At 29.0% G+C, this 18954-nt stretch carries 16 protein-coding genes and 1 other annotated feature; of the genes, 12 read left to right on the top strand and 4 right to left on the bottom strand.

Going from position 1 to position 18954, the window contains the following annotated elements:
* Positions 1-95: 95 nt before the first annotated feature.
* The gene (locus KQI16_RS00730; protein WP_216431522.1) at positions 96-389 is read left to right on the top strand and encodes a hypothetical protein; all 294 of its coding nucleotides are present in this window, start codon (positions 96-98) and stop codon (positions 387-389) included.
* A gap of 90 nt (positions 390-479) precedes the next feature.
* On the opposite strand, the gene KQI16_RS00725 is transcribed toward KQI16_RS00730, so the two are convergent.
* Both KQI16_RS00725 and KQI16_RS00720 read right to left on the bottom strand, forming a co-directional pair.
* Positions 480-1562, bottom strand: coding sequence for an HD-GYP domain-containing protein (locus tag KQI16_RS00725; RefSeq protein WP_216431521.1), 1083 nt, complete (start codon positions 1560-1562; stop codon positions 480-482).
* 205 nt (positions 1563-1767) lie between these two features.
* Positions 1768-3663: a glutamine synthetase gene (locus tag KQI16_RS00720; protein ID WP_216431520.1), complete on the bottom strand. Its 1896-nt coding sequence runs from the start codon at positions 3661-3663 to the stop codon at positions 1768-1770.
* 337 nt (positions 3664-4000) lie between these two features.
* On the opposite strand from KQI16_RS00720, the gene murI reads away from it, so the two are divergent.
* The 6 genes from murI (at position 4001) to KQI16_RS00690 (ending at position 9876) form a co-directional block, all read left to right on the top strand.
* Positions 4001-4774, top strand: coding sequence for a glutamate racemase (gene murI, locus KQI16_RS00715; RefSeq protein ID WP_216431519.1), 774 nt, complete (start codon positions 4001-4003; stop codon positions 4772-4774).
* A 154-nt stretch (positions 4775-4928) separates the two neighbouring features.
* The gene (locus KQI16_RS00710; protein WP_216431518.1) at positions 4929-5453 is read left to right on the top strand and encodes a peptidylprolyl isomerase; all 525 of its coding nucleotides are present in this window, start codon (positions 4929-4931) and stop codon (positions 5451-5453) included.
* A gap of 15 nt (positions 5454-5468) precedes the next feature.
* Positions 5469-5837, top strand: coding sequence for a DUF3783 domain-containing protein (locus KQI16_RS00705; protein WP_216431517.1), 369 nt, complete (start codon positions 5469-5471; stop codon positions 5835-5837).
* 1 nt (position 5838) lies between these two features.
* Positions 5839-6522 carry a helix-turn-helix domain-containing protein gene (locus KQI16_RS00700; protein WP_216431516.1) on the top strand — a complete coding sequence of 228 codons (684 nt, stop codon included), beginning with the start codon at positions 5839-5841 and terminating at the stop codon, positions 6520-6522.
* Positions 6523-6694: 172 nt separating this feature from the next.
* Positions 6695-8422: a S8 family peptidase gene (locus tag KQI16_RS00695; protein ID WP_330654123.1), complete on the top strand. Its 1728-nt coding sequence runs from the start codon at positions 6695-6697 to the stop codon at positions 8420-8422.
* 80 nt (positions 8423-8502) lie between these two features.
* Positions 8503-9876, top strand: a complete 1374-nt coding sequence (locus KQI16_RS00690) for a peptidoglycan-binding domain-containing protein (RefSeq protein WP_216431515.1) — start codon at positions 8503-8505, stop codon at positions 9874-9876.
* Positions 9877-9959: 83 nt separating this feature from the next.
* On the opposite strand, the gene KQI16_RS00685 is transcribed toward KQI16_RS00690, so the two are convergent.
* Complete coding sequence (locus KQI16_RS00685; RefSeq protein WP_216431514.1) at positions 9960-11021, bottom strand: YkvI family membrane protein; 1062 nt, start codon at positions 11019-11021, stop codon at positions 9960-9962.
* Positions 11022-11189: 168 nt separating this feature from the next.
* Between KQI16_RS00685 and KQI16_RS00680 the strand changes: the two genes are divergently transcribed.
* The 3 genes from KQI16_RS00680 (at position 11190) to KQI16_RS00670 (ending at position 13423) form a co-directional block, all read left to right on the top strand.
* A complete protein-coding gene (locus KQI16_RS00680) occupies positions 11190-12113 on the top strand; it encodes a TIGR01212 family radical SAM protein (RefSeq protein WP_216431513.1) in 924 nt (307 codons plus the stop codon).
* Between the two features lie 104 nt (positions 12114-12217).
* The gene (locus tag KQI16_RS00675; protein ID WP_216431512.1) at positions 12218-12940 is read left to right on the top strand and encodes a 2-phosphosulfolactate phosphatase; all 723 of its coding nucleotides are present in this window, start codon (positions 12218-12220) and stop codon (positions 12938-12940) included.
* Positions 12941-13240: 300 nt separating this feature from the next.
* Positions 13241-13423 (top strand): hypothetical protein, encoded by a 183-nt coding sequence (locus KQI16_RS00670; RefSeq protein ID WP_216431511.1) that lies wholly within the window; start codon positions 13241-13243, stop codon positions 13421-13423.
* 82 nt (positions 13424-13505) lie between these two features.
* On the opposite strand, the gene KQI16_RS00665 is transcribed toward KQI16_RS00670, so the two are convergent.
* The gene (locus KQI16_RS00665) at positions 13506-13724 is read right to left on the bottom strand and encodes a (2Fe-2S)-binding protein (protein ID WP_216431510.1); all 219 of its coding nucleotides are present in this window, start codon (positions 13722-13724) and stop codon (positions 13506-13508) included.
* Positions 13725-14006: 282 nt separating this feature from the next.
* Positions 14007-14248 (top strand) — a binding site (T-box leader).
* 163 nt (positions 14249-14411) lie between these two features.
* On the opposite strand from KQI16_RS00665, the gene ileS reads away from it, so the two are divergent.
* Positions 14412-17528 carry an isoleucine--tRNA ligase gene (gene ileS / locus KQI16_RS00660; RefSeq protein WP_216431509.1) on the top strand — a complete coding sequence of 1039 codons (3117 nt, stop codon included), beginning with the start codon at positions 14412-14414 and terminating at the stop codon, positions 17526-17528.
* Positions 17529-17683: 155 nt separating this feature from the next.
* On the top strand, positions 17684-18682 hold the full coding sequence (locus KQI16_RS00655; RefSeq protein ID WP_216431508.1) for a LacI family DNA-binding transcriptional regulator: 999 nt from the start codon (positions 17684-17686) through the stop codon (positions 18680-18682).
* The last annotated feature ends 272 nt before the right edge of the window (positions 18683-18954 follow it).

The following is an 18954-nucleotide window of genomic DNA, read 5'->3' as shown; positions in this document are numbered from 1 at the left end:
ATGAAAATTGTTAAAAATATAAAAAAACATTGACATGAAACATACGTTCTTATAATATATAAATATAGAACTTGTGTTTGTGTGGAGGTTATTTTATGGAAAATGAGGTTTTTGTTAAATTGAACTATAAAACAATTGGTGAGTTTAAGAGTTTAATAGTGGATAGATATAATAAAAAAAGTGAAGATAAAAAATACTTAATTTGTACAGGAAAGTATGATAAAAATGGATGGACCTTCATATTCAAAGCAAATAGTATAAAAGAAGCAGAAGATTTTATAGATAATAATTCAAAGAATATTAATAGAAAAAGATATAGTATTTTAGAAAAAGATGTACATATCCAAGATTTTGATACGGTTCAAATTCCTGCATTTATATGCTCTTAATTATATATAATAAAAAAGGAGCTTTTCATAAATAGTTTTATGTAAAAGCTTCTTTTATTTAAGGATATTTATCATTGGTATAGAATCTTATTATAAACCGATATTATTTTTATAAGTTTCAGATATAACAATAGATAAATTATCTATTAAGTTTATAACAGTACCTTCTCTTTCGCTTTTATTACTCTTTATAATTTTAACTTTAGGTCTTAAAGGAAAGTTTCTTAAAGTTTCTGTAACCATTCCAATATCTCCAGTACTTAGTTTAACAATGGTTCCATTTGGGAACGGTACAATAACTTTTGAAAATATTTTTACAATTCCAAAGTCAAATAGGGTACCTGCATTACTCATTATATACTCTAGAGCATCACTAGCTGATAATGATGACATATAGTTTTTTTCAGAAGTAAGAGCATCATAGGCATCTGAAATAGCTACAATTCTAGCCAAATAGTTTATTTGATTCCCTACTAAGCCCTTAGGATAACCTGAACCATCAATTCTTTCATGATGTTGAAGTATAATAGCCTTGCTATCACTTGAAAGAATGTCCATGTCTTTTAAATAATTATATCCTTTTTCACAGTGCTCCTTTAAAATTTCATATTCCTGTTGAGTTAATGGACTATCTTTATTTATTAAATCTTTATCTATAAAGCTTTTGCCAATATCATGCAGTAAGGCACCTATGCATAAATTTAGTAAATCATTTTTTGAAAGTCTTAAGCCTATTCCAACAACTAAAGATATAACTGTTATATTTAGACTGTGTTCATATATGTCAGGTATTGCATTTTTTATATTTGATAGAAAATATACTATATCATCATTCGATAGTACAGTTTCTAATAATTCCTCAGCCAATAAAATAATAGATTTTAGTGAATCGTTTTCCAAAGTAGGTGAGCTATTTTTTTGAAAGTCATTAAAGGTATTCTTTAATGTGCTTAAGCATTTATTATGAAGCTCTTTTTTAATAGTAAGCTTAATTTTAGGAGCATAATTATTTTCGGTTATATATATGTGAGCTATTTGGTACTTCATTAATTTTTGAATTATATTTTTATTAAGTTGAGCCCCACAATTTAATAAAACTCTTCCTTCAGAATCGTATATAGTTTTTGCAAGGTATGAATTAGGTTTTACATCTTTTAAAGGAACAAGTTTCATATTTTCACCTCTGTTATGCTTTTATCTACATTATATCAATTTTTAGTAAAAAATAATATAATTTTTACTAAAATTTATATTATTGTTATAACTATATGGAATATTAATTAAATTTGGAATTTATTAAATATTATTAGTTGTTTTGTAATAAATTAATAAAACTAAATAGTTTATGCTGCTAATACAGCATAAACTATTTAGCTCTTTATATATCTAATTGATTTTTTGTATAATTAAAATAAAGATTTCTTAATTTACTCATTTTATCTTCAAGCTCAATGAATAAATCAGAAGCTAAGGCATAATCTTTTGAAGATAGGGCTGTTCTTATTCTTGAGAACAAACTCTTGCTAGTATAAGTGTCCTTCATTATATATTTTCTTAAGCTGTCTATTTCCATCCAATTTGAAACATCTAAATCTAAAGCATCAGCACCGTGTAATTTTTTAAAGGATCTTATTTCATTTGCATGATTATTAATTACTCTATGGCAAACGTCAGTAGCCCATCTTTCAATTATAGCTAATTTAAAACTGTTAATTAATTTTTCGCTAAATACGTCATTTCTTCTTAGTACTTTTGTTTTTTCAGCATTTTTATCAAGATTAATTAAATTTTCATAAATAGTAGCAGGTGCTTTTCCGAAATACTTTTCTCTTTCTTCTTCAGTATAATATTCAAATACATCTTCTTCGCTTCTATATGCTCTATCTTTTTCTAAATAATCAGCTTCTTCACCAGGTTTTTTAGATAATTCTGCTAAAAGTTCTTTAGGTTCCTTATTGTTTTCAAGTGCGTAAATAATTCCGTCTAACATAGATAGATAAGAAACAGCTAAAACTAAATAGATATTTGAATGAGGATTTGGTGATCTAAGCTCAAATCTTGTTGCTAAAGGATTTGCTAAATCTCTTATTAAACCTATTAATATTGTTCTATTTCTTGATGGTATTTCTGGAGATATACCAAGGGATGTAACTATACAAACTGGAGCCTCGAAGCCTGGCTTTAATCTTTTTAACGCTCCATTAGTTGTAGAAATAAAAGGATTCATAATTTCATAATTTTTTAGTATTCCCATTAGTGCCCCATAACCTATACTGCTTAAGAAATCATCTTTCTTTCCTTCGAATAAGTTTACTATTTTTCCACTATTTAATTTTAAACTTACTCCTAAATGAGTGTGCATTCCTGAACCGGCTACATCATCAATTGGCTTTGGTTTAAAAGTAACGTCTAATCCGTAACGTCTAAAGGTTTCTTGAATTAGAATTTTAACGAAGATTTCGTTATCGGCAGCTTGCATAGCATCTGAATATTTCCAGTCTATTTCAAGTTGTTCCATTATGTGATTAAATTGTCCGTTAATATCTAATTTAGACTTAACTCCTCCAACTTCCTTGTGTCCCATTTCCGGCTCAAAGCCATATTTTTCCATTAAAATTAAAGTTTCTTCTAGAGCAGTTCTAACTGCACCTCTAGTCCTTGTCCAATATTGTTCTTGTAATACTTGAGATGTTGATAATTCTTCTATATGAGCTTCTTCATTAGGGGTTCTAACCCAAAATTCTAATTCAGTTGCAGAAGTCATATATATTTCTTTAATATCTTTAAATTTAACCCCATATGGTTCTAATGTTTTTGGATTCTTTTTAAAGATATCTAATAAGCTTTCTTTAAAAGTCTTTATTGCTGATTTTAATATATTTCTTGAATCAACAGGAACATTATTGTGAATTAGGAAGGAAGGTATTCTTAGGGTACCAATTGGTTTATTTATTTTAGGATCTATATGCTCAAAATTATAGTCAACAAACCAAGTTGCTTCTAAATCTGTAACCATATCAACTTTGGCATCATTTAAGGTTGCTATTCCTGGTAGTACAACGGAGGAACCATCAGTTTGTATTGCAACTCCATTCAAAAAAGAATCAATATCCTTTAAAAATAAGCTAGCTGGAATTTTTTCGTCTGTATCATTTCCTGATAAATCTATACCTACTATAGAAACAAATTTTATTTCGGGATGTTCTTCAAAAATTAATTTAAGGTCTTCCTTTGTATGTTTGGATTTTGGTATTGAGAAAATTAAATCTTTCATATAATCCTCCTATATATACGAATATTGGGTTGTTTGTATAATTGAACATTCGCGACTGTAATTATAGAGAAATTTTATTATACGGCTATTCCCATGTCAACAAGTATAGAAAAGTAATTAGATTATTAATAAATTTAATACAATATATTTATTTTTAAATAAAAAAGGCTGTTAAATATTTTTATTCTAAAGCAAAATTAATACTTATATAGTATGTAGCTTAATAAAAAAAGTTATAATTAATTTTATAGAAAAATAAAGGACTAAATTATTATAGATTTATAAAGGATAAAAGTATAAAATAAATTATAGAATTAAGTAAAATGGAGTGAGGTAGTTGGACAATAGAAAGAGGCCTATTGGTTTTTTTGATTCAGGAGTAGGCGGATTGAGTGTAATGAAAGAAGCACTAAAGCTAATGCCTAATGAAGATTATATATATTTTGGAGATTCTAAAAATGCACCTTATGGAACAAAAACTGTTGAGGAAGTAAGAAGACTAACTTTTGAGGCTGTTGATTTTTTATTAAAAAAGGGAGTTAAGGGAATTGTTATAGCTTGCAATACTGCAACTAGTGCAGCAGTAGAAGCTTTAAGAAATGAGTATCCTAATATACCTATAGTAGGAATAGAACCAGCCTTAAAGCCGGCTGTTGAATTAAATAAAAAAGGAAGCATCTTAATTATGGCTACTTCTATGACTTTAAAAGAAAAGAAGTTTAAGAATCTTATGGAAAGATACAAAGATAAAGCAGATATAATTCCTGTACCTTGTCCAGGATTAGTAGAATTTATAGAAGAAGGAAATTTTGAAGGTAAGGAAGTAGAAGATTATTTACATAATAAATTAAATGAGTTTAGTAATAAAGAAATAGCCTCGGTTGTCTTAGGATGTACCCACTATCCTTTTGTAAAAAAGACTATTTCTAAGATTATTGGTGATAAAATAGATATTATTGATGGTGGTTATGGAACTGCTAAAGAGATACAGAGAAGATTAAGAATTATGGATTTATTAAATAATGAAGATAAAGAAGCTAATATAGAAATTATAAATTCTACTAATAAAAAGGAAATAATTGATTTAAGTTATAGATTGTTAAATATGTAATATATTAAATTTTATTGGAAAAGAAAATATTTTTATAGTTGTATTTACATTTAAATATGAACATAATATCAAATGACACATGCATTCAGGGAGATTTTGTTATTAGGTGAATGTTGGTTATAATTAAAAAATAAAAGTAAGAAAGGAGATTTTTATGAAAAATCCAATAGTAACAATAAATATGGAAGATGGAGGAGTAATAAAAGCTGAATTATATCCAGAAATTGCCCCTAATACAGTAAGAAACTTTATATCTTTGATAAATAAGGGATTTTATGATGGATTAATATTTCATAGAGTAATTCCTGGTTTTATGATTCAAGGGGGATGTCCTGAGGGAACTGGAATAGGAGGACCTGGTTATAGTATAAAAGGTGAGTTTACAAGAAATGGTTTTAAAAATGATTTAAAACATACAAGAGGAGTTCTTTCAATGGCAAGAACAATGTTTCCTGATTCAGCTGGAAGCCAATTCTTTATCATGGTTGAAGATGCTCCACATTTAGATGGACAATATGCTGCTTTTGGTAAAGTTATTGAAGGAATAGAAGTTGCGGATAAAATAGTAGCTGCTAAGAGAGATTATAATGATAGGCCATATGATGATCAAAGAATGATTAAAGTTACAGTTGAGACTTTTGGGGAGAATTATGATGAACCTGAAATAATAGAAGAATAATTTTAGGAGGGTTATATGTTAGATAATGAAAAATGTATATTAGTTTATAATATGCCTTTAGAAAAATTAAATTTTTTAGTAGAAGAAGGATATAAACTAATAGAGGTAAAAAAAGAAATGATGGAAATGACTATTAGGGATATTTTAAAGGGATTGAGATTTGAAACTGTAAATTCCAAGGAATATAATGAATCTCTTATACTCTTTAATAATTTTTTTGATGAGGAACTAAGAGAATTAATAAGAAAAATCAGAGAAAATATTAAAGGTGGAATTTTAGCAACAGTTACAGAACATTCTATAGACTGGAAATTAGGTTATTTACTTGAGCATTTAATAGAAGAAAGAGAATGGTTTTTAAAGCAACAGAAGGGAAGAGCTTAAGGTGAGTAGAGTAGGAGAAAAAATAAAAGAGGCAAGATTAAAAAGTGGATTAAGTCAAAAGCAATTAGCTAAAAAATTAGGAGTTGCAGAAAAGTTTATTAATGAAGTTGAACTTGGAAGAAGAGTTGCACAAGAGAGCTTTATAGAAAAAGCATCAAAGATTTTAAATACTGATTTTAATGATGTAAGTATGCTTGCTACTGATGAGGCATTACAGGAAGAGAAGAAGAATTTTAAAGAAGTAATTTCAAAAAGAACTGTAAATAAAAATAATGAAGTAGATCAAGTATGGACTAATGCCTTTTCATCAGTATTAAGAAATGTGCCAATTTATGATTACGCCCTTTCAACTAATAAAGGTTATAAAGAAATGCCTATACATTCTAACAAAATAGAAGGATTTGCACAGGACAAGGTTTTCTACCTAGAAATTCAGGATGATGAGATGTCTGGATTTAGAATGTTAAAAGGGGATTTAGCTTTTGCTTATTTAACAAAGGAAATATCAAATAATGGAATATTCTTAGTAGAATATAAAGGGAAAAGAGCTATAAGACAAATTAAATCCTTAGGAAATTCAAAATTATTACTTGTAAGCAATGGTGGAAGTTTATTAACAGAAACTGTAGAACAAAAAGAAATAGATATTATTGCTAGACTTATGAGGCTGGAAATAAAATTATAAATAAGTTAAAACACAATATAAAATATTATAATTGAAGGCTAAGTTTTTTCATATATAAAAATATGGAGAAACTTAGCCCTTATTTTTATTCTATATTTTAATTTGTTTATCACTTTTTTTTTTGAATTACATATATTGTTATTAATGAATAATGATGAAGGTGGAGGATAGAGTGGAAAGTATTGGGGGAAATAATTTAAGTTCGGGATTAGGTCTTCTTCACAATCTTCCAACGAGTATAATAGGTAAATTAGGAATTAGTTATTCTCCAAGTTTGATTGATGGAAATAGAATAGAAGCTATTATTTTAACATCTAGTACTGAAGCAGAAATGCAGGCAATTGTATCTGGACTAGGAGGAAGCTATGAAGATTTAGGATATGGATTTGGCATAGTAAATATACCGATAAGTAATCTAATTGCTTTGTCTAATGAACCAACAATTAGATATATTGAGCTGCCTAAAAGTTTGTTTACAACTGATGCACAAAGTAATAGGGCTTCCTGTGTTACTCAGGCAAGGGATAGATTTGATTTAGATGGAGAAGGAGTTTTAATAGGGTTTATTGATACTGGAATAGATTACACTCATCCTGGTTTTATTAATGAAGATGGAACAACTAGGATTGATTATATATATGATTTGAGTTTAGGTGGAGTTGTATATAATAGAGAGCAGATAAATTTAGCACTTCAAAGTCAGGATCCATTTTCAGTTGTACCTTCCTTTGACCAAACTGGTCACGGAACCCATGTAGCAGGTATAGCTTGTGCTGGTGGAAGAATAAGTGAACAATATTATGGTGTAGCTCCTAGGAGTTCAATAGCCATGGTTAAGTCTACAAGAGGACAATATGCCTTAAGTACTAATATTATGAAGGGATTAAAATTTCTTATCGATAAATCTAAAGAACTTAACAAGCCTCTTGTTGTAAACATAAGTCTAAGTACTAATGATGGAGCCCATAATGGGAAAAGTCTTTTGGAACAGTATATATCAACAGTAGCAACATTAGAGAGAGTTACTATTGTAATTGCAGCAGGTAATGAAGGAGACGCAGCCCATCATGTTGGGGGAGAGCTTTTACCTCAACAAACAATATTCTTAAATGTAGCTGATTATGAAAGAGCAATAGTATTTAACTTATATAAGCCTGTTTTAGCAAATTTAAGTATCAGAATAATTACTCCTACAGGTCTTAATAGTGGGGATATAATAGTAAGGGAAGGCTATAGTGAAGGAAATATAGGAAGGGATAGATATCAAATTTATTATACAGGTCCTAAGCCTTTTGACTTATTGGGGGAAATATCAATTGCAATAACAACCAATGCTCAATATTTATCAGTAGGGCAGTGGGGGCTTAGAATTAATTTATTAAACCAGTATACTGGAGTTTTTGATATTTGGCTTCCTATATCAGAAGGATTGAATACTAGAACTAGATTCTTACAACCAACTATATTAAATACTTTAGGAATACCTGCAACAGTAGAAAATATAATAGCTGTAGGCAGTTATAATTATATAACTAACAATATATCATCTTTTAGCGGGAGAGGACGACCAGCTATGTTCCAAATGATAAGGCCTGATCTTGTTGCGCCAGGAGAAAATATAGCTTCCCTTGCACCGAATAGGTCTTTTGATATTAAGAGTGGAACATCAATGGCAGCTCCTAATGTATCTGGAGTAGCAGCATTGATGATGGAGTGGGGAATAATTAAAGGAAATGATCTGTTTTTATATGGTGAGAGATTAAAATATTATTTAGTTTTTTCTGCAGCTAGACCAAGAACAGACATAAGATATCCTGATCCAAGCTGGGGATATGGAGAGGTATGCTTAAATGCAGCAATAGAAAATATTATAAATACTTTAGGTATTAGAAAACTATAGATGATAATTAACTAAAATTAGAACCTAATATATATATAAGAATATAATAATTAAAGAAAAATAAAAAAAAGGAGTAAGTAATGGCTGAAAAGGGTAAAAAGGGTAGATTAAAAGTTCAGACCTTTGTGGGAGATAGTTATATACCTATAGATAACGCTACAATTAGAATAAGACCATCCTTTGGGGATGGAACTCAAAGACAAGATATAGTAATTTCAACAAATTCTATGGGAGAAACAGAAGAAGTGGAACTTGATGCTCCACCACTTGAATATTCTGAAGTACCAACAGGACAAACTCCTTATAGCATGTATGATATAAGGATAGATAGAGAGGGTTTTGAAAGTATAATAATAAATGGATGTCAGATATTTCCTGATCAAACTGCAATACAACCTGCCAATATGATAGAAGTCTCTCCACTAATAGATATTAACAGAAATAGATTTTTTGAAAGAGCAGAAATTATTAATATTGGGCCAAATGTATTAGATGGTAATTATCCTCCTAAAATTCCAGAAGAAGAAGAAAAACCACTTCCACCACCTATATCAGGGGTTGTATTACCAGAACCTGTTATTCCTGAATTTATAATAGTACACGCAGGAGGACCAAATAATGCAAATGCACCAAATTATAGAGTTCGTTATAAGGATTATATAAAGAATGTAGCTTCCTGTGAAATATATTCAACTTGGCCTGAAAATACAATAAGGGCAAATGTCTATGCAATAATATCTTTTACCTTAAATAGAATTTATACTGAATGGTATAGAGGTAAGGGAAAGAACTTCCAAATAACAAATTCAACTGCTTATGATCATGCTTTTATTTATGGTAGGAACTACTATGATAGTATAAGTAGAGTTGTTAATGATATTTTTGCCACATATATAAAGAGATTTAACAGTAAGCAGCCTTTATTGGCTCAATATTGTGATGGACAAAAGGTACAATGTCCAGGTTGGATGACCCAATGGGGAAGTAAATACTTAGGAGATGAAGGTAAGACTCCATATGAAATTTTAACAACTTTCTATGGAAATAATATTGAATTAGTTAGGGCTGAAGAGGTAGAAGGAATTCCAGAATCCTATCCGGGATTCGAATTAACTATTGGATCATCAGGTCCACCAGTAAGAACTATACAAGAACAGTTAAATAGAATTGCTGATAATTATCCTTTAATACCAAAAGTAGAAGTAGATGGAGTATTTGGAGATAGAACTGCTGAGGCAGTTAGAGTTTTTCAAGAAGTTTTTAATTTACCTAGAACAGGGGTTGTAGATTATGCTACCTGGTATGAGATTTCTAATATATATGTTGGAGTAACAAGAATAGCAGAACTTAGAGGAGATAAAAAAACTATAGATAGAATATTTATTCCTCCAAGGTCTTTCGATAATTTATACGATCCAAATGTGCCTAAATTTAGATATAAAGATGAAATTTAATTAGTTAGTAGTTAGTAGTTAGTAGTTAGTAGTTAGTAGTGTGGAGTTATACTCTGCACTACTAACTACATGCTGTTTATTGTTTAATCATTTATTGTTTTTCTATTTTTTATATAAAAAATTATAGTTTGACTAATAAAAATAAGACATAATGAACCAAAGATAGGGTATAGTGTTTTTATTAGTTTTGAAAATCCTAAAGTTGATATAGGAAAGGCAATAAGTATTACCAAAAAAATTGCCTGCTTAAAATTTATTTTAAATACTCTATTTAAAGTTTTGCTTATTGAATAAACATCAGATATTTCAGTGGAGAACATTTCTAATAATATTACTGTAAGAAGTAGAGCTTGTATTACTGTTCCAAATCTTTGAGCTACTAATAATAGAGGTATTTCATATTCATATATATAAGGTTGATTAATCATTAATAAAAGGTTAATTATAAAACTTAATATAGTTAAGCCAACAGCTCCTAATATTACACCTAGAATCATAGTTCTAGGCTTTTTAATTTTATTGCTTAAAGGAACTATTACTCCACAGGAAGAAGTTGAATTAAAAGCAGAGTATAGAAGAGTTGATAGAACTATCCCTGTTTTCTTTGGCTCAAACATATTTATAAAGTCAAGGGAAAGAACATCTTTACAAAATAAAAAATATAAAACAGTAATTATTGTTATAGTAAATATAAGTATAGGAACAATAAAGGAATTAACTTCTATTAAGCCATTTGTATCCCTTAATAAAAAGAAAATAGCAACAGCCATCATTATTAAGGAACCAATAAACTTTGGAATGCCAAAAAATTGATTAAGTAAAGCCCCACTTCCTGCTAATATGATTGATGCACTAGATAACATAAAAAGAGTTGTGATAACACTAGTTAATTTACCTAATATGTTTGGGCTAACAATATTCATTAGCTCTGCATAAGAATTCAAATTATACTTAATACTTATTTTTGAAGCAATTGTACCTATAAGTATATAAAAGAAGCCACAAAAAATAATGCCTATAAAACTAGCTAAACCATAAGATGTAAAAAAGTTTAATATTTCTTGGCCAGAAGCTAAACCAGCACCAACTATTGTTCCTATAAAAACAAAAGCTATTTGAAAAATCCTTGATAAATCTTCTTTCATTTAACATCCCCCTAAAGCCTGTATATTAACAAATATATATTCTTAACAGAGTTTTTATTCTAGAAAATGGAAAATTTTACTTTGTTCAAAAGTTTTAATATATTTTAAATATGTAGTAAAATAAAATGTACAAACTATAACTTGTACTTTTACTTTATGGAGGAAAATATGAAAGAATGGAATGGTAAGAGATATCATAGTTTTAACTATTATCTTAGAAATAAATTTAATGAAAAAGTATATAAAATAGCCTTAGATGGGGGCTTTACATGCCCTAATAGAGATGGAAAAGTGAGTGTAGGAGGGTGTACTTTTTGTAGTGCAAGAGGATCAGGAGACTTTGCAGGAAGTAGAAGGTTAGATATAACAAGCCAATTTGAAGATAGAAGAAATATGATGGAAAAGAAGTGGCATAGCCAAAAGTTAATTGCTTATTTCCAAGCTTATACTAATACATATGCGCCAGTTGATGTTCTTAGAAAAAAGTATTATGAGGCTTTAAATCAAGAGAATGTTGTAGCTATGTCTATAGCAACAAGACCAGATTGTATTGATGATGATGTGTTAGATTTATTATCTGAAATAAATGAAAAAACTTATCTTATAGTTGAACTTGGTCTTCAAACAGTTAATGATGAAGTTGCAAGAAACTTTAATAGAGGTTATGACTTTGAAGTTTTTGATAAGACTTTAAAAAGATTGCTGGCTAGAAATATAGAAGTTGTAGTTCACTCTATATTTGGTCTTCCTGGAGAAACTGAGGAAGATATGATGAAAACTGTAGATTACATAGCTCATTCAGGGGCAAAAGGAATAAAATTTCACCTTCTTCACTTGATGGAAAAAACAAAAATGGCAGAGCAATATAGAAGAGGGGAATTTAGGCTTCTGGGACAGGAAGAATATATTGATTTAGTTTGCAAGGCAATAGCAAGAATTCCAGAAGATATGGTGGTTCATAGACTGACAGGTGATGCTCCAAGAGAGTTGTTAATAGGACCTATGTGGAGTTTAAAAAAATGGGAAGTACTAAATGCAATAGATAAGGCTTTAGTAGATAATGATATATGGCAAGGAAAAAACTTCAAGTAGTTTATAGTACACAGTTTTTGATGAAACAACAAGGCAGTTTTCATAATTAATGCTATCAATTAGAAAATAGTTGCGGATTGTGAATTTATGAAAGGGGGGCTTGTATGAATATAGATGTTATTATATCAGCAAATTATATTAATGAAGAATATTTAAAGGATAAGATAGTTATTATAATAGATATGCTGAGAGCTACATCGGTTATAACAACAGCTATAAATAATGGAGCTAAAGAAATTATACCAATATTAACGGTAGAAGAGGCCTATAAAAAGAAAGAAGAACTTAAAGCTATTGGGATTGAAGCCTTACTTGGAGGAGAAAGAAATGCAATTAAAATTGAAGGCTTTGATTTTACTAATTCTCCATTAGAATATACAAAAGAAAGAGTAAATGAAAAAACAATTATCTTAACAACTACTAATGGGACAAGAGCGATAAATTTAAGTAAAAATGCGAAAAAAATATTTATTGCTTCGATGCTTAATGCAAAAGCTGTTGTAGCTGAATTAAAGAAAGAAAAAGAAGATATTGTATTTATAAATGCAGGTACTAATGGCGAATTTTCTATGGATGATTACATATGCTCTGGTTATATGATAAGTTTATTATCAAAAGAATGCAGCTGTAATTTATCAGATATTTCAAAAATGGCAAAATTAATATACGAAAACAATAATAATATTATAGATTTTATAAAGGAAGCTAAGCATTATAATATATTAAAAAGCCTTAATTTAGAAAAAGACTTATATTATTGTGTAAAAAAGGACATAATAAAAATAGTTCCATATTATAATAAGTCTACAAATTCAATTAAAAAGTAATTTAATAAAAAATAAAATATTAAATAATTTTATTGACAAATAAAATAAAAACATATAATATTAAAATACAATGATAATCAATATCAATTAAGGGATTAATTTATTATTAAAAGTCCACAATTTTAATAATACACATATAAACAAACTCCTATAAATAAGAAGTTATTTCACTAAAAGGTAACTAGTAATGCGGCTAGTTACCTTTTAGTTTTTGGCTAAATTAACTTATAAATAAAATTACATAAAGGAAATGTAATACAAATATAATATAGTAAGACTTATATAGAAAGGAGAAAAGATATGATATTTAAAGCTATTATATTACCGACACCTAGAAGAATAAGAAAATACATAGAAGCAATTATTGATGAAGTTAATACTGAGGTTATTTGTGCAAAAGATAATATTAAAAAAGAAAAAAAGGATATTAAAATACCTGAAAATGATATAAAAAATTGTGGAATAAGTTTTAGGATTTTTTAAAAAATAAAAAGCCACCTGAATAAATCAGGTGGTCTTAGGGGAGATATAATCTATATGGCTAATATAGTTTGGGGGAACTATATTAGCTGTTTTTTAGATGTTCATCTATTAAAGCTTCTATTTTCGGAATACATCTGTATCCTTTGCATCCACCTGTGCAAGCTCCAGTTGCTTTGGAAACTTCACTAACAGTGTGCGCTCCGGCTTTAATGGCATCTTTAATTTTGGATCTTGGTATCGCCTTGCAAATACAAACTTTTGTTATTTTGTCAAGGACTTGTTCTTTTAATTCATTTTCCATTTAGTTTTCCTCCTAAGATTTAAAACTATTAAGGAAAATAAAGGGGATAAAAAACAAATTTAATAATTAAATTTTTATGATTAAATTATATAATTATTAATAACAAAAGTCAATAGTAATTAATAAAAATTATTAGTTAATATCAATCTTAAAAATTTAATTAATTTAAATAATTATCAATTATAAAAAATAATACTAGATAAATTTATAAAAATCTTCTAAAATGTGGACTTTAATATTATTTTGTTTTATAATAATATACAAATTTAGATTTTAATAAAATTAAAGACTGTGAATAGGAAAAGTATTTAGCTGTATACTTTAAGAGAGTGATTGGTTGGTGCGAAATCACAGTTAAGGCTAAAGAAAATCACCTAGGAGTTGGAGGCTGAAAGAGTTTTCGATTAAGCTTATCACGTTGTTCTGCGTTAAAGAATAGAGTATTATTTGTACTCGAAACTAAAGTTTTTATTTTATAAAAACTGATATCCCTTGGGTGGTATACGCGATTCTTCGTCCTTTAGGCCGAAGATTTTTTTATTTCAAATATATTAACAATATGACTTAAATGTTGAGTTTATAGTTTTTAAGGCTGAATAATTAAGTTTCTATGGTTAATAATGAAAAATATAACCAAATGAAAATAAGTATAGTAATATTATTATCTTAATAGAAGGGAGCTTAAATATGTATAAAAAGGTTGAGTTACCAAAAGGCTTTGTTGGTATGGAAAATGATGTTGCAAAGCTTTGGGAAGAAAAAGATATCATAAAAAAGAATCTTAATGCAAATCAAGATGGAGAATATTTTACTTTCTATGATGGTCCTCCAACTGCAAATGGAAAGCCTCATGTTGGTCACATTATAACAAGAGTTATTAAAGATACTATCCCTAGATATAAAGTAATGAAGGGATATAAGGTTACTAGAAAAGCTGGTTGGGATACCCATGGTCTTCCTGTAGAACTTGAAATAGAAAAGAAATTAGGTATATCAGGAAAAGAACAAATTGAAAATTATGGAGTAGAAAAATTTATTAATGAATGTAAAGAATCTGTATTTACTTATGTGAGCATGTGGGAAAAAATGACTAAGCAAATTGGTTACTGGGTAGATATGGATAATCCTTATGTTACATATCATAACTCTTATATTGAATCTGAATGGTGGGCTTTAAAAACAATGTGGGAAAAAGGTCTTTTATATAAGGGACATAAGGTTATGCCATATTGCCCAAGATGTGGAACAGCTCTTTCTTCTCACGAAGTTTCTCAAGGATACAAGGATGTTAAGGACTTAACAGCTATAGCTAAATTTAAGGTTGAAGGAGAAGATAATAAATATATATTAGCATGGACAACAACTCCTTGGACATTACCTTCTAACCTAGCTTTATGTGTTAATCAGGCTTATGATTATATAGAAGCTAAAGTTAAGGACTCTGATGAAGTATATATCTTAGCTAAAGAATTAGCTCCAAAGGTATTAGGAGAAGAGTATGAAATAATTAAAGAATTTAAGGGTTCTGAGTTATTAGGTCTTAAATATGAAAGATTACTTCCATTTGGAAAGGTTGAAGGAAAGGCTTTTGAAGTTATTCATGGAGACTATGTAACATTAACAGATGGTACAGGAATAGTTCATATAGCTCCTGCATATGGAGAAGACGATAGCTTTGTTGCTAAGAAAAATGGAATAACTTTCATAAACTTGGTTGATGCTAGTGGTAATTTCGTAGATGAAGTAACTCCATGGGCTGGAAGATTCGTTAAAAAGTGTGATGAAGATATAGTTAAATATTTAGATAAGGAAAATAAATTATTTAAATCTGAAAAGCATACTCACTCATATCCTCATTGCTGGAGATGTGACACACCACTTCTTTATTATCCAAAAGAAAGCTGGTTTGTTGCAATGACTAAGCTTAGAGATAATTTATTAAGAAATAATAATAAAATAAATTGGTATCCAGATAATATAAGAACAGGTAGATTTGGTAAGTTCCTTGAAAATGTTATTGATTGGGGTATTTCAAGAGACAGATACTGGGGAACACCACTTCCAATCTGGGAATGTGAATGTGGACATAGAGAATGTATAGGAAGTATAGCGGAACTTAAAGAAAAAGGAAATAATGTTCCTGATGATATAGAACTTCACAAACCATATATAGATAAGGTTCATTTAGATTGTCCTAAGTGTGGAAAGAAAATGACTAGAACTCATGAAGTTATAGATTGTTGGTTTGATTCAGGATCAATGCCTTTTGCACAATTACACTATCCATTTGAAAATAAAGAAGAATTTGAAAAGAGATTCCCAGCCCAATTCATATCAGAAGCAGTTGACCAAACAAGAGGATGGTTCTATACATTATTAGCTATATCAACAGCTTTATTTGATACTAATTCCTTTGAAAACTGTATAGTTTTAGGCCACGTATTAGATAAAAAGGGATTAAAGATGTCAAAATCAAAGGGAAATGTTGTAGATCCATTTGAAGTGCTAGCTTCTCAAGGAGCAGATGCTACTAGATGGCATTTCTACACTGCAAGTGCACCATGGCTTCCAACTAGATTCTCAATAGATGATGTTGCCGAAGCTCAAAGAAAGTTCCTAAGCACTTTATGGAATGTTTATTCATTCTATGTTCTATATGCAGATTTAGATAAGTTTAATCCATTAGAATACAAAGATTTCAAATCAGAAAATGTTATGGATAAGTGGATTCTATCAAAACTTAATACATTAATTAAAACTGTTGAAAAGAACCTAGATGAATATCAAATAACACCAGCTGCTCTTGCTATTGAAAAGTTTACGGATGAATTATCTAACTGGTATGTAAGAAGAAATAGAGCAAGATTCTGGTCATCAGAATTAACAGATGATAAGATAGGCGCTTATGTTACTTTATACAGAGTTTTAACTACTTTAGTAAAGGTTACATCTCCTTTTGTGCCATTTATCTCTGAAGAAATTTATCAAAATTTAGTTGTTAATTTAGATAAAGATGCCATTGAAAGTGTACATTTATGTTCATGGCCAAAGGCAAATGAGACTGCAATAGATAAAAATCTTGAAAAAGAAATGGATTTAGCTTATACAATAGTCCAACTTGGTAGAAGTGCAAGAAATGGTGCTAACATCAAGAATAGACAGCCACTTTCTAGAATGCAGATTTCAACAAATTCTCTTCCTAAATATTATGGGGATATTATAAAAGATGAGCTTAATATTAAAGAAGTTGAATTTGGAGCTGACTTATCAGAGCATGTTAACTTTGAAGTAAAACCTAATTTACCTGTGTTAGGAAAGACTTATGGTAAGTTAATTCCTGGAATTAGAAAAGAAATATCTTCAAGAAATCAAATGGAATTAGCCCAAAAGATTAACAATGGAGGAATTGAAACTATCGTAGTTAATGATGTAGAAATAGTTTTAGATAAGGACAATTTATTGGTAACAATGCAAGGTAAAGAAGGTTATGCTTTTGCTGGAGAAGGTACTATAGGAGTTGTTCTTGATACAAATATTACTCCTGAATTAAGAGAAGAAGGACATTTAAGAGAAATAATTTCAAAAATCCAAAATATGAGAAAAGAAAGTGGATTTGAAGTTGCAGATAAAATAAAACTTTATGTTGCTAATAATGATATGTTAATAGATATCATAAATAGAAATAGAGAATTTATAGAAAAAGAAACTTTAACAGAAGAGATAATTATAAATGCTGAAGCTGATTACAAAGAAGTTAATGTAAATGGTGAAAACTTAAATATGACTGTTGAAGTTATCAATTAATTATTAAAGGGGCAGTCTTAGACAGCCCCTTTTCCATGAAAAATATAAATAAAATTTTTTGTATAAAAGTAAGAATATTGTATTAACTATTTACAAATAGTATAATTATACTTAAAATGTAATAAAGAAATTGAATAAAATGGAGTGATGAAAGAATGGCTACTTCTATAAAAGATGTTGCTAAAGAAGCTGGTGTTTCCATTGCTACTGTTTCTAGAGTTTTAAATGACATAGATGTTGTAAATGAGGATACTAAAAAGAAAGTATTAGATGCTATAAATAAGCTTGGATATAGACCTAATATAGTAGCAAGAAGTCTTAAAACACAAAGAACAAAGACTATAGGAATACTTGTGCCTGATATTTCCAGTGGTTTCTATCCTGAAATCGTTAGAGGAGCTGAAGACGTATCCAATATTTATGATTATAATGTGATATTATGTAATTCAGACTTTGATGATGAGAAAGAAAAAGAATATTTAAGAGTACTTAGAGAAAAAATGGTTGATGGAGTTATTTATATGAGTTCATCTCTACAACCAGAGATACTAGATTTAATTAATGAATTAAATATAAAGACTGTTTTAGTAGAAACAAAGGATAAGGAAGAAAAATTGCCAAGTGTAACAATAGATAATATAAAGGCAGCAGAAGAAATTACAAACTATCTTATAAATAAAGGTAAAAGAAAAATTGCCTTTGTTGGAGCTAAGAAAGAAAGCTTAAATGCATGGGTAGATAGATTTAGTGGTTATGAAAAGGCTTTAAAGGATAATGGGTTAGAACTTGATGAAGATCTTATATTTACAAAGGGATTAAAAGTAAAATCAGGTTATGATGCTGTTGATCATTTTGAAATGAGTAAAAAGCCTTATGATGCTGTAGTATGTGCTTCAGATGAATTAGCTGTTGGGGTAATAAATGCCTTAAGAGAAAGAGGCAAAAGAGTTCCTGAAGATGTAAGTGTTGTTGGCTTTAATAACAATGAGATAGCAGAACTTTTCTATCCTAAAATAACAACAATTAAGCAACCAAGTTATGATATGGGATCTGTTGCTATGAGAATGTTAATAAAATTATTAAATAAAAAAGGATTAGAACAATCACAATTTGTACTTGATTATGAATTAATTGAAAGAGATAGTGTTAAATAATAATTTAAAATTAAGGAAAGGCCTTTGTAATATATTTTTTTAGAACATATCTAATTATTTCAGTTAAAATACTGTAATTATTATAGAATTAAATCTAGAATTTTACATATAAGGCTAATAAAAAGGAGATTGGAAACAATCTTCTTTTTTTATGTGCGCCCGGCATGGGCGTAATCTTGTCGGTGAAAGTCCGATACGGGGGTTGATAGTGCCAACCGTTAGCCTAAGACAAGGGTGTCCACCGCGAGGTGGAATCTGAAGGAAGTCGGCGG

Origin of the sequence: Caproiciproducens sp. MSJ-32 (genome assembly GCF_018918055.1) — a bacterium.
Lineage (GTDB): Bacteria > Bacillota > Clostridia > Clostridiales > Clostridiaceae > Clostridium.
This window is presented reverse-complemented; position numbering and strand designations above follow the sequence as displayed.